The following is an 11,721-nucleotide window of genomic DNA, read 5'->3' as shown; positions in this document are numbered from 1 at the left end:
TATGCCTGTTATCGGGACGAAACGATGGAACTTCAAGAGCGGTTGAAAGATGTATGGTCCAGGATTGCTGCAGCGGGGCGGGATGCGGGTCGTCCGGAACGTTCCGTGCAGCTGGTGGCGGTCTCCAAGACCTTTGAGGCCGATACCATTCGCCTGGCGATCGAAGCCGGTCAGCGCGTCTTCGGTGAAAACCGCGTTCAGGAAAGCCAGGGAAAATGGCCGGAACTGAAGGCGGAAACGCTCGGCATCGAGCTGCACCTCATTGGTCCGCTGCAATCCAATAAGGCTGCCGAAGCGGTTGCGCTCTTCGACGTGATCGAGACCATTGATCGTGAGAAGATCGCGCGCGCCATTGCCGAGGAAATGAAGCGGCAGGGCAAGACGCTGCGTCTCTATGTGCAGGTCAATACCGGCCTGGAGACACAAAAGGCCGGCATTGCACCTGACGATACGGCAGCTTTCGTGAATTTCTGTCGCGATGAGCTCGGCCTTGCCATTGAAGGGTTGATGTGTATTCCGCCGGCGGATGAAAATCCCGGTCCGCATTTCGCCCTGCTCGCCAAGCTCGCAGAAAAGTGCGGCGTCAAAAAACTCTCCATGGGCATGTCCGGTGACTACGAGATTGCCATTGCGTTCGGCGCCACCAGCGTGCGCGTTGGCTCGGCGATTTTCGGCACGCGTTAACAAATGGCGGAAAACGACCTCTTCGAATCAGAGGATTGCTCATGATTCGAAGAGGTATCCGGTGGCCGTTGTTTGGAAAGCGATAATATTCATTAACACGAAAAAAAGTTTAAGACGGCGGTTTTTCCGGTTAATGCTCGGCCACACATCGTTCGCGGCATTCCCCTAAGATACTTAAATTATTGAATAATTTTTGCCGATTTCTCGCGTTTTTGCAAAGCCGGTTGACTGCCGCCGCAAGCCCTAACGAGAGCTTAAATTAAATTTTCAGCAAAGCTAATTGAGGAATTATTAACTATGTTGGGCGCAACCATTCGTTAACGGCAATGACCCAGTTCTCTTGGGTTTTGCATGAAGCGTCGCCGTTACCGGACTCGTCCGGATGACCCCTTTCACTTTGATTGCGGAAAACGGAACATGACAAGCATCCTCACCAACAACGCTGCTATGGCAGCGCTGCAGACCCTGCGCGGCGTAAATGACAGCCTCAAGGATACCCAGGGCCGCGTCTCCTCGGGCTATCGTATCGACAAAGCTGCCGACAACGCTGCTTATTGGTCGATCGCAACGACCATGCGTTCGGACAACAAGGCCCTCTCGGCTGTCTCCGACGCTCTCGGCCTCGGCGCTGCAAAGGTCGATACGGCCTACACTGCCATGGACAACGCCATCGACGTCGTCAGCGAAATCAAGTCCAAGATCGTCGCCGCAACTGAAAAGGGTGTCGACAAGACCAAGGTCCAGGAAGAAATCGACCAGCTGCAGGAACAGCTGGTAAGCATCGCTCAGTCGGCGTCCTTCTCCGGTGAAAACTGGGTTGCCGGCGCCTCGGGCACGAAGAGCGTCGTCTCCTCCTTCGTCCGTGACGGTTCCAATGCCGTTTCGGTCAAGATGACGGACTATGTTCTCAATGCCGGCACGCTCGGCAACGTGCTGTTCGGCATGAACAGCAACGGCACCATCCAGACGACGAGCGGCATCATCGGCACCGCATTCAACGGCACTTATGGCAACGTCACCATCGTCATGCCGTCGATCTATGCACTCGACATCACCACCTTCACTCAGGGCCAGCTCGATGGAGCGCTTTCCGGCGTCGAACTCGTGCTCCAGGCCATGACGAATGCAGGCTCGCAGCTCGGCTCGATTTCGACCAGAATTCAGTTGCAGGAAACCTTCGTCAGCGCTCTGGGTGACTCGATCGACTCCGGTGTCGGCCGCCTCGTCGACGCCGACATGGAAGAAGAGTCCTCCAAGCTCTCTGCCCTGCAGACGCAGCAGCAGCTCGCGATCCAGTCTCTCTCGATCGCCAATTCCTCGGCGCAGAACATTCTCTCGCTCTTCCGCAGCTAGTAGCGCGCAGGAGAACGGCAACAAAAAACCCCGCCATTGGCGGGGTTTATTCATTTCAGGATATGACGATCTCAGAAGTGATCGTCTTCATCCTCGTCCTTGGGGGTCGAGCGCAGCGAGCTCAGCTTGCGGAAGACGGCATCGGCGTCGATTTCCTTTTCTTCCTCACGCTCGTAGCTCGGCGTCAGACGCTCGGTCTCCTGAGCGGACTGCAGCGTTGCTCCGAGTTCGGCAGCGGTTGGCAGCGGACGACCCTTGGATGCCTTTTCCACTTCCATGTCGAGATCGATCTGGCTGCAAAGGCCGAGTGTGACGGGGTCCATCGGTGCCAGGTTTGCCGAATTCCAGTGGGTGCGCTCGCGGATCTGCTCGATCGTCGACTTGGTCGTGCCGACGAGACGCGAGATCTGGGCATCCTTCAGTTCCGGATGGTTACGAACCAGCCAGAGAATGGCGTTCGGGCGGTCCTGACGCTTGGAAACCGGCGTATAGCGCGGGCCACGGCGCTTGGATTCCGGCACGCGGACCTTCGGCTCGGAAAGCTTCAGCTTGTAGTTCGGGTTGCCCTCCGCGCGGGCGATTTCATCACGGGAAAGCTGGCCGGTGGCGATCGGGTCCAGGCCTTTGATGCCCTGCGCGGCTTCACCATCGGCAATCGCCTTGACTTCGAGCGGATGCAGTTTGCAAAACTGAGCGATCTGGTCGAAAGACAGGGCTGTATTGTCGACGAGCCAGATGGCAGTCGCCTTTGGCATGAGCAGCTGTTGAGCCATGGATATAGTCCTTCTATCGTCCGCGCCGGTCGCGGTCCGTGGATTGTCACCACAATGTCCGGGAAATATGGCGCTATATAACCGCACTGTCGCAGAATTGCAATTCTTCAGAAATGAAATGACCTTTGTCTAATTGCCGTCATCAGACTACCTGATATGAATTGCGCAATTCGAGTCCCGGTCGCTGCGTCGAAACCATCGGCCGTTGCATAGCCTTGTGAGGAGGAGTTCCCATGTCGGAGAAGATCTATCCGGTTTCCAAACCGGTGAAGACCCGCGCGCTGATCGATCAGGCCAAGTACGAGCAATGGTACGAGGAAAGCATTGAAAACCCCGACAAGTTCTGGGGTAAACACGGCAAGCGCATCGACTGGTTCAAGCCCTATACCAAGGTCAAGAACACGTCCTTTACCGGCAAGGTCTCGATCAAGTGGTTCGAGGATGGCCAGACCAATGTTTCCTATAATTGCATAGATCGTCACCTGAAGACGAACGGCAACCAGACCGCCATCATCTTCGAAGGCGACAACCCCTATATCGATAAAAAGATCACCTATAACGAGCTCTACGAGCATGTCTGCCGCATGGCGAACGTGCTGAAGAAGCATGGCGTCAAGAAGGGTGACCGCGTCACCATCTACATGCCGATGATCCCGGAAGCGGCCTATGCGATGCTCGCCTGCGCCCGCATCGGCGCGGTGCATTCCGTCGTCTTCGGTGGCTTCTCGCCGGAGGCGCTGGCCGGCCGTATCGTCGACTGCGAATCCACCTTCGTCATCACCTGCGACGAGGGTATCCGCGGCGGCAAGCCGGTTCCGCTAAAGGACAATACAGATACCGCCATCCATATCGCGGCTCGCCAGCATGTCACGGTCAACAAGGTGCTCGTCGTGCGCCGCACCGGCGGCAAGACCGGCTGGGCGCCGGGTCGCGACCTCTGGCACCATCAGGAAATCGCCACGGTGAAGCCGGAGTGCCCGCCAGTGAAGATGAGGGCGGAAGACCCGCTTTTCATCCTCTACACTTCGGGCTCTACAGGCAAACCGAAGGGCGTGCTGCATACGACGGGCGGTTATCTCGTCTATGCGGCGATGACACATGAATATGTCTTCGATTACCACCCCGGCGATATCTACTGGTGCACGGCCGATGTCGGCTGGGTTACCGGTCACTCCTATATCGTCTACGGGCCGCTCGCGAACTGTGCGACGACACTGATGTTCGAAGGCGTGCCGAATTTTCCGGACCAAGGCCGTTTCTGGGAAATCATCGACAAGCACAAGGTCAATATCTTCTACACGGCGCCAACGGCGATCCGCTCGCTCATGGGCGCTGGCGACCATTTCGTTACCCGCTCTTCCCGCGAGAGCCTGCGCCTGCTCGGCACGGTCGGCGAACCGATCAATCCGGAAGCCTGGGAATGGTATTACAATGTCGTCGGCGACAAGCGTTGCCCCGTGATCGATACCTGGTGGCAGACGGAAACTGGCGGCCATATGATTACGCCGCTGCCGGGCGCCACCGCCCTCAAGCCTGGTTCGGCCACCAAGCCCTTCTTCGGCGTCAAGCCGCAGCTCGTCGATAATGAAGGCAACGTGCTGGACGGTGCCGCCGACGGCAATCTCTGCATCACCGATAGCTGGCCGGGTCAGATGCGTACGGTCTATGGTGACCACGAGCGCTTCATCCAGACCTACTTCTCCACCTATAAGGGCAAGTATTTCACCGGTGACGGCTGCCGCCGCGACGAAGACGGTTATTACTGGATCACCGGCCGCGTCGATGATGTTCTGAACGTCTCCGGCCATCGTCTCGGTACGGCGGAAGTCGAATCCGCCCTCGTCTCGCACAATCTCGTCTCGGAAGCTGCTGTCGTTGGTTATCCGCACCCGATCAAAGGCCAGGGCATTTATTGCTACGTCACGCTGATGGCGGGCAATGAGGGCACAGACGAGTTGCGCCAGCAGCTTGTCAAACATGTGCGTGGGGAAATCGGCCCGATTGCAGCACCCGACAAAATCCAGTTCGCGCCCGGCCTGCCGAAGACCCGGTCCGGCAAGATCATGCGCCGCATCCTGCGCAAGATTGCCGAGGACGATTTCGGTTCGCTTGGCGATACCTCGACGCTGGCAGATCCGGCGGTTGTCGAAGATCTGATCGCTAACCGGCAGAACAAGGCTACGGCTTGAGTCAAAGGGCCGCTCCACCGTCAGGAGCGGCCCTATTCTTCCGCGCAGAAAACCTGTGGTTTGCGACCGCCATCATAGGCGCGGACCAGTCCTTCCGAAAGAAGATCCTGTGCGGGATTGCGCCCATCCGCGAAGGTGACATTGGCGAGAATTCGTCCGAAATATTTGTCGCCGGCGATCTCCCTCAGCTGGATAATGGAGACGCCTGATATCATTTGTTCAAGCGCATCTCGTGCCTCAAGACCAGCCTTCCGGATTTCAGCGCATTTCGAATGGATTTCGGGCGCATCTATGCCGCGAATGCGGACATAGACTTCCATGGTCTGCTGCGGCCAGGGTGTTGCGGCAACCAGCAGCGTATCGCCGTCAATGATCCGGATAATCTTCGCCGATACAGGACCTTCGATTTCGTCCCGTGCCGCAAGGGCTGGCACAGACGAAAGAGACAACAGAAGAATCAAAAGCGGCTTAAGCATAACAGGAATAAATTCCGATTATGTCCTGAAGTCAATGGGAATATTTACCTAGAAATCGATCGCACGGCCGTTGATTTCATAGTCGCCGAAGCGGGAGGGCTCAGCTCCGCCCCGTCCGCCGATCTCCGGTGGCAGATCGGCAAGCCTAGCGTTTTTGCGGCGCTCCTCGGCTTCGGCCAACGCACGCTTTGCGGCAGGGGAAAGCATCTTGCGCGGCGGCTCGGAGCCCTCTGGCACCGGGGTTTCCACATTATCGTTATCGGCCGTCTGCATGCTGACTCCCGCCTGAAAATATTGAAAATGGCTGGCGAATAACCAAATCATAGTGCGTTGGCGCCAGGATTTAAAGCATCGCGCTGCAATCAAGGAGATGGAGACCTCTGATGAACCTCGTGCGTACTGCCATGTTGCTTGCCTTCATGACGGCGCTTTTCATGTTTGTCGGCTTTTTGATCGGCGGCAGAGGCGGCATGATGATCGCCTTTCTCATCGCTGCCGGCATGAATTTCTTCTCCTACTGGAATGCCGACCGGATGGTATTATCGGCCTATCGGGCGCAGGAGGTCGATGAGCGCAACGCCCCGGAATTTTACCGTATCGTGCGCGATCTCGCCCATAATGCGGGCCTGCCGATGCCGAAGGTCTATCTCTACGACAGCCCTCAGCCGAATGCCTTTGCGACCGGGCGCAATCCGGAGAACGCTGCCGTCGCGGCCTCGACCGGCCTGCTTGCCGCCCTCTCGCCAGAAGAAGTTGCGGGCGTGATGGCGCATGAGCTTGCCCACGTCCAGAACCGCGATACGCTGACCATGACGATCACCGCCACGCTTGCCGGTGCGATCTCGATGCTCGGCAATTTCGCCTTCTTCTTTGGCGGCAACCGCGAGAACAACAACAATCCCCTGGGCTTCGTCGGCGTGCTCGTCGCGATGATCGTTGCACCGCTTGCCGCCATGCTGGTGCAAATGGCAATCAGCCGCACGCGCGAATATTCGGCCGACAGGCGGGGTGCTGAAATCTGCGGCAACCCGCTGTGGTTGGCCTCCGCGCTCGGCAAGATTGCCCGCGGTGCGGCGCAAGTGCCGAACTACGACGCTGAACGCAACCCGGCCACTGCGCATATGTTCATCATCAATCCGCTCTCCGGCGAGCGCATGGACAACCTGTTTTCGACCCATCCGAACACCGAAAATCGTATTGCGGCCCTACAGGAAATGGCACGGGGAGGTTTCGACGTCTCGACGCGGCCGGTTCGTGCTGCTAATCCGACACGCAAATCGCGCTCGGTTCCGAATACGGGTTCCGGCGGCGGTGGCTCGCAACCGCCAAAGGGTCCGTGGTCTTGAATTCAGACGGCAAGAAGAAGCCAGTTCACAAACATAAACCTTCCCCAGAACGCTCAGCGCAGGCGCCGATAAAACCCGGCCTGCCGGCGCGTGCTGCAGCCGCAAAAATCCTTGCCGCCGTCGTCGACAAAAAACTGCCGCTCGATGGCGCGCTGGATCACGAGCATGGAAATCCGGCCTACAAGGCGCTCGGGGAAAGCGATCGTGCTCTGGTGCGCGCCATCCTCAACACCACCCTTAGGCATCTGCCTCGCATCGATGCCGCCATTGCCTCGCTGCTCGAAACGCCGTTGCCGGAAGGTGCCCGAGCTTTGCATCATGTGCTTGCCGTTGGAGCTGCGCAGATTCTCTATCTCGACGTTCCCGATCACTCCGCCGTCGACCTTTCGGTCGAACAGGCCAATCAGGATCCTCGCAATCGGCGTTTCGCCAAGCTCGTCAATGCGATCCTGCGCCGTCTTAGCCGTGAGAAGGAGCATATCCTTGCCGAGATCGCTGACATTCCGCCAATGCCGGCGTGGTTCATCGCGCGGCTTGCGAAAGCCTACGGGAAAGAGCGGGCACTTGCCATTTCGGAATCCCAGCTTGAGCCGGCGGCGATCGATCTTACCGTTAAATCCGATGCCGCAGGCTGGGCGGAGCGCCTGAACGGCACGGTGCTACCCACTGGCGGCGTGCGACTTTCCGCTTTTGAAGGCGGTATTCCCTTGCTTGCCGGCTTTGACGAGGGTGAATGGTGGGTTCAGGATGCGGCTGCGAGCATTCCCGCGAAGCTCTTCGGTGATCTCACCGGCAAGCGTGTTGCCGATCTCTGCGCTGCGCCGGGCGGCAAGACCGCACAGCTCATCCTTGCCGGTGGCAAGGTGACGGCGATCGACCAGTCCGAAAATCGGCTGAAGCGCTTACGCTCCAATCTGGAGCGGCTGGGCCTCGAAGCCGATACGATCGCGGTGGATCTTACGAAATTCGAACCGTCGGAGCGTTTCGACGCGATTCTTCTCGACGCGCCCTGCTCTTCGACAGGTACGACGCGCCGGCATCCCGACGTGCTCTGGACGAAAGGCGCCGAGGATATCACCAAGCTCGCAGCACTGCAGGAGCGTCTTCTGCGCCATGCTATTACCCTGCTGAACCCTGGCGGCGTGCTCGTCTTTTCCAACTGCTCGCTCGATCCGCAGGAAGGCGAGGAGGTCGTGGCGCGCGTTCTCGAAGATGTGAAGGTCGTTGAACGGGTGCCGATCGACACCGAAAAATGGCCCGGTATGAGCCAGGCGATTACACCACTGGGCGAGTTCCGCACACTTCCTACAATGCTGGATATGCCTGATGGTTTTGCATCGGGCCTCGATGGCTTCTACGCTGCGGTGCTCAGACGCGTCTAAGTTCTATTATATTCCAACTTCATCACAAAATAATACATCGTGGCTAATGAAATCGGTTTTGATTCATCTATTCTTAACCACGAGGGGCAATAGACAATTGATATGCAGTCCGGTCGGCGTCTTGCGAGCATGTATGTTCGGGAAGCTTGGCGGCGCGGTACGCGCCGTGCCGCACTTCTGCGCTTGCGTTTCTTCCGCCATGCCATACCGGTGCCGGAACGCCTGATCGTCGCGCCGACGGATCTGAGAGGCGTCGATTCACACGTTGCCGAAGAAATCATGGACGGCCGGTTTCCGCTTGCCGGGCGTATGTTGGAAACCGGCGGCAAATCCCCCTTCACGTTGACGCTTCCGTCACGCGCTTTTGCGGTCAGGCTTCATAGCTTCGGCTGGCTGCGGCATATGCGGGCCAATAAGAGCGAGCGCGGTTCGGCCGTTGCCCGTGTGATCGTCGATAGTTGGCTCTCTATTCACGGGGGTCGTATTGAAGGGATCGCCTGGGAGACCGACGTCGTCTCGCAGCGTGTCATTGCCTGGCTGGCGCATTCTCCGGTCGTCCTGCAGAATGCCGATCGCGGTTTTTATCGCCGCTTCATGAAGTCGCTCGCCTTTCATATCGGTTATTTGCGCCGCATGGCGCCCTATTCGACTGGTGAAGTCCGCTTCCGCTTGCGCATCGCGCTCGCGACGGCCTCTGTCGCTATGCCAGTGCGTGCCTCGACAGTGCGGCGGGCGGCCCAGGCGCTCGACCGCGAATTCGACAGCCAGATTCTGCCTGACGGAGGCCATATCTCCCGCAATCCACGCGTCGGGCTTGAGCTGCTGCTCGATCTGCTGCCGCTGCGGCAGACCTATGTCAATCTCGGCCACGATCTGCCACAGAAGCTGATCTCCGGTATTGACCGCATGTACCCTGCCCTGCGCTTCTTCCGCCATCAGGATGGAGATCTGGCGCTCTTCAACGGTGCGACATCCACGCTGGCAGACGAGCTGATGTCCGTGCTGCGCTACGACGAGACTGCAGGCCAGCCGTTCAAAGCGCTACCGCATTCCCGCTATCAGCGACTTGCCGCCGGCAAGACGGTGATCATTGCCGATACCGGACCACCCTCGCCCGCCTGCTTCAGAACAGCCCATGCAGGCAGTCTCTCCTTCGAAATGTCCTCAGGCCGCTACCGCTTCATCGTCAACTCGGGATCGCCGAAATTCGCAGGCCAACGCTATGTCCAGATGGCCCGCACCACGGCTGCCCATTCCACCGTGGTCCTGAACGATACGTCCTCTAGTCGGTTCTCTCCCTCGGCTTTTCTGGCCCATATGATGACGGAGCCGGTGGAAACGGTTGCCGCCGAGCGCGTGGAGACCGAGGATGGCCGTGAAGGCATCAAGGCGAGGCATGACGGCTATCTCGATGCTTTTGGCGTCATCCATGAGCGGGAGCTGACGCTGAACGCCGCTGGCTCCATTGTGACCGGCATGGACCGTTTTGTGACGGACGACCGGTATCACAGTGAAGGTCCGCTGCGGGCGGTTGCCCGCTTCCACATCCATCCCGCCATCGTGCCTAGGCAGAACGATACGGAATCCGTGCTGCTGACGGCGCCGGATGGCGAAAGCTGGTTGTTTTCCTCTCCCGGCAATGAAGTGCTGATCTCGGAAGATATTTTCTTTGCTGACAGCGCCGGTATCAGCAGCTCGGACCAGATCGAGATCGATTTCGATTTGGCGGAGAAACCTGAAATTCGCTGGTTTTTATCGCGCAAGGGCTAGCAGCTGTTTGCGCCGGCTCCAAGCTGTGGTAACGCGGCCCCATCAAGCGTCCCTTGCCCGGATGTCTCCCGAAGCCCGAACGGAGAAGGTTCATGGCCGTCATTTCCAAGAAAATCCCCGCCCCCGACAAGGTCGAAGTCAAGACCGCGCTGCTCTCTGTCTTCGACAAGACCGGTATCATCGAACTTGCCCGTGCGCTTTCGGCGCGTGGCGTGCGCCTGCTGTCGACCGGCGGCACTTACAAGGCGATCGCGGCCGAAGGACTTGCGGTGACCGACGTTTCCGAAGTGACGCAGTTTCCGGAAATCATGGATGGCCGCGTGAAGACCCTGCATCCCAAGGTGCATGGCGGCCTGCTGGCGATCCGTGACGATGTCGAGCATCAGGAAGCCATGAAGGCCCATGGGATCGACGGCATCGACCTGCTGGTCGTCAATCTCTATCCCTTTGAGGATGTTCGTGCGGCCGGCGGTGACTATCCGACGACGGTCGAGAATATCGATATCGGTGGCCCGGCAATGATCCGTGCTTCCGCTAAGAACCATGCCTATGTCACCGTCATCACCGACCCGGCCGACTATGCCGAGCTGGCCGAGCAACTGTCGGCCGATGCCGGCAAGACAGCCTATGCCTTCCGCCAGCGCATGGCGGCCAAAGCCTATGCCCGTACTGCCGCCTATGACGCTGCCATCTCCAACTGGTTTGCTGAAGCGCTTTCGATCGATACGCCGCGTCATCGCACCATTGGCGGCGTGCTGAAGGAAGAGATGCGCTACGGTGAAAACCCGCACCAGAAGGCCGCCTTCTACGTGACGGGCGAAAAGCGCCCGGGCGTTTCGACAGCCGTCCTCCTGCAGGGTAAGCAACTTTCCTACAACAATATCAACGATACCGATGCAGCCTACGAACTCGTGGCCGAGTTCCTGCCGGAGAAGTCGCCGGCCTGCGCCATCATCAAGCACGCCAATCCCTGCGGTGTCGCAACCGGTTCAACACTTCTCGAGGCCTATAAGCGGGCGCTTGCCTGCGATTCCGTCTCGGCTTTCGGCGGTATCATCGCATTGAACCAGACGCTCGATGCGGCGACGGCCGAAGAAATCATCCAGCTCTTCACCGAGGTCATCATTGCGCCTGACGTCACCGAAGAAGCCAAGGCAATCGTGGCACGCAAGCCGAACCTGCGCCTGCTTTCAGCCGGCGGCCTGCCGGACGCGCGTGCGGCCGGCATCACTGCCAAGACCGTTTCCGGCGGCCTGCTCGTCCAGAGCCGCGACAACGGCATGGTCGAGGATCTGGAACTGAAGGTGGTCACTAAACGCGCGCCCACGGCTCAGGAACTCGAAGACATGAAGTTCGCCTTCAAGGTCGGCAAGCATGTGAAGTCGAATGCCGTGGTCTATGCCAAGGACGGCCAGACCGCAGGTATAGGCGCCGGCCAGATGAGCCGTGTCGATTCCGCCCGCATCGCTGCGCTCAAAGCTGAGGAAGCGGCCAAGGCGCTTGGTCTCGCCGTTCCGATGACACATGGTTCGGCAGTCGCCTCCGAGGCCTTCCTGCCCTTCGCCGATGGCTTACTGTCGATGATTGCTGCTGGCGCCACCGCCGTGATCCAGCCGGGCGGTTCTATGCGCGATCAGGAAGTCATCGATGCGGCAAACGAGCACAATGTCGCGATGGTCTTTACCGGCATGCGCCATTTCCGCCATTAAGCGGAGCAACGGATATGCCCCCGGCTTTGCGGCCGGGGG

The 11,721-nt window shown here is 58.8% G+C and carries 10 protein-coding genes; 7 read left to right on the top strand and 3 right to left on the bottom strand.

Going from position 1 to position 11,721, the window contains the following annotated elements:
- Positions 1–24 precede the first annotated feature (24 nt).
- Positions 25–684 (top strand): YggS family pyridoxal phosphate-dependent enzyme, encoded by a 660-nt coding sequence (locus tag AB8B33_RS22280; RefSeq protein WP_439016910.1) that lies wholly within the window; start codon positions 25–27, stop codon positions 682–684.
- Positions 685–1,101: 417 nt separating this feature from the next.
- Complete coding sequence (locus tag AB8B33_RS22275; RefSeq protein WP_439016909.1) at positions 1,102–2,037, top strand: flagellin N-terminal helical domain-containing protein; 936 nt, start codon at positions 1,102–1,104, stop codon at positions 2,035–2,037.
- Positions 2,038–2,108: 71 nt separating this feature from the next.
- On the opposite strand, the gene AB8B33_RS22270 is transcribed toward AB8B33_RS22275, so the two are convergent.
- Positions 2,109–2,810 (bottom strand): DUF1013 domain-containing protein, encoded by a 702-nt coding sequence (locus AB8B33_RS22270; RefSeq protein ID WP_037102176.1) that lies wholly within the window; start codon positions 2,808–2,810, stop codon positions 2,109–2,111.
- A gap of 233 nt (positions 2,811–3,043) precedes the next feature.
- Between AB8B33_RS22270 and acs the strand changes: the two genes are divergently transcribed.
- Positions 3,044–4,999, top strand: coding sequence for an acetate--CoA ligase (gene acs / locus AB8B33_RS22265; protein ID WP_439016908.1), 1,956 nt, complete (start codon positions 3,044–3,046; stop codon positions 4,997–4,999).
- Between the two features lie 32 nt (positions 5,000–5,031).
- Here acs and AB8B33_RS22260 read toward each other — a convergent pair whose 3' ends face one another.
- A complete protein-coding gene (locus AB8B33_RS22260) occupies positions 5,032–5,448 on the bottom strand; it encodes a thermonuclease family protein (protein ID WP_439016907.1) in 417 nt (138 codons plus the stop codon).
- Positions 5,449–5,523: 75 nt separating this feature from the next.
- Positions 5,524–5,748, bottom strand: a complete 225-nt coding sequence (locus AB8B33_RS22255) for a DUF1674 domain-containing protein (protein ID WP_310389758.1) — start codon at positions 5,746–5,748, stop codon at positions 5,524–5,526.
- Between the two features lie 110 nt (positions 5,749–5,858).
- Between AB8B33_RS22255 and htpX the strand changes: the two genes are divergently transcribed.
- The 4 genes from htpX (at position 5,859) to purH (ending at position 11,682) form a co-directional block, all read left to right on the top strand.
- A complete protein-coding gene (gene htpX, locus AB8B33_RS22250) occupies positions 5,859–6,821 on the top strand; it encodes a zinc metalloprotease HtpX (RefSeq protein WP_439016906.1) in 963 nt (320 codons plus the stop codon).
- On the top strand, positions 6,812–8,203 hold the full coding sequence (locus AB8B33_RS22245) for an RsmB/NOP family class I SAM-dependent RNA methyltransferase (RefSeq protein WP_439016905.1): 1,392 nt from the start codon (positions 6,812–6,814) through the stop codon (positions 8,201–8,203). The genes htpX and AB8B33_RS22245 overlap by 10 nt, the downstream gene beginning before the upstream one ends.
- A gap of 102 nt (positions 8,204–8,305) precedes the next feature.
- Positions 8,306–9,973, top strand: coding sequence for a heparinase II/III family protein (locus AB8B33_RS22240; RefSeq protein ID WP_310389752.1), 1,668 nt, complete (start codon positions 8,306–8,308; stop codon positions 9,971–9,973).
- 92 nt (positions 9,974–10,065) lie between these two features.
- The gene (gene purH / locus AB8B33_RS22235) at positions 10,066–11,682 is read left to right on the top strand and encodes a bifunctional phosphoribosylaminoimidazolecarboxamide formyltransferase/IMP cyclohydrolase (RefSeq protein WP_310389750.1); all 1,617 of its coding nucleotides are present in this window, start codon (positions 10,066–10,068) and stop codon (positions 11,680–11,682) included.
- Positions 11,683–11,721: the final 39 nt, after the last annotated feature.

The organism is Rhizobium sp. 768_B6_N1_8 (assembly GCF_051811225.1).
GTDB lineage: Bacteria > Pseudomonadota > Alphaproteobacteria > Rhizobiales > Rhizobiaceae > Rhizobium.
This window is presented reverse-complemented; position numbering and strand designations above follow the sequence as displayed.

Bases quoted from the DNA above. Each gene is read 5' to 3' on its own strand.
- AB8B33_RS22280 (WP_439016910.1), top strand. From the start codon at position 25: ATGGAACTTCAAGAGCGGTTGAAAGATGTATGGTCCAGGATTGCTGCA.
- AB8B33_RS22275 (WP_439016909.1), top strand. From the start codon at position 1,102: ATGACAAGCATCCTCACCAACAACGCTGCTATGGCAGCGCTGCAGACC.
- AB8B33_RS22270 (WP_037102176.1), bottom strand. From the start codon at position 2,810: ATGGCTCAACAGCTGCTCATGCCAAAGGCGACTGCCATCTGGCTCGTC.
- acs (WP_439016908.1), top strand. From the start codon at position 3,044: ATGTCGGAGAAGATCTATCCGGTTTCCAAACCGGTGAAGACCCGCGCG.
- AB8B33_RS22255 (WP_310389758.1), bottom strand. From the start codon at position 5,748: ATGCAGACGGCCGATAACGATAATGTGGAAACCCCGGTGCCAGAGGGC.
- htpX (WP_439016906.1), top strand. From the start codon at position 5,859: ATGAACCTCGTGCGTACTGCCATGTTGCTTGCCTTCATGACGGCGCTT.
- AB8B33_RS22240 (WP_310389752.1), top strand. From the start codon at position 8,306: ATGCAGTCCGGTCGGCGTCTTGCGAGCATGTATGTTCGGGAAGCTTGG.
- purH (WP_310389750.1), top strand. From the start codon at position 10,066: ATGGCCGTCATTTCCAAGAAAATCCCCGCCCCCGACAAGGTCGAAGTC.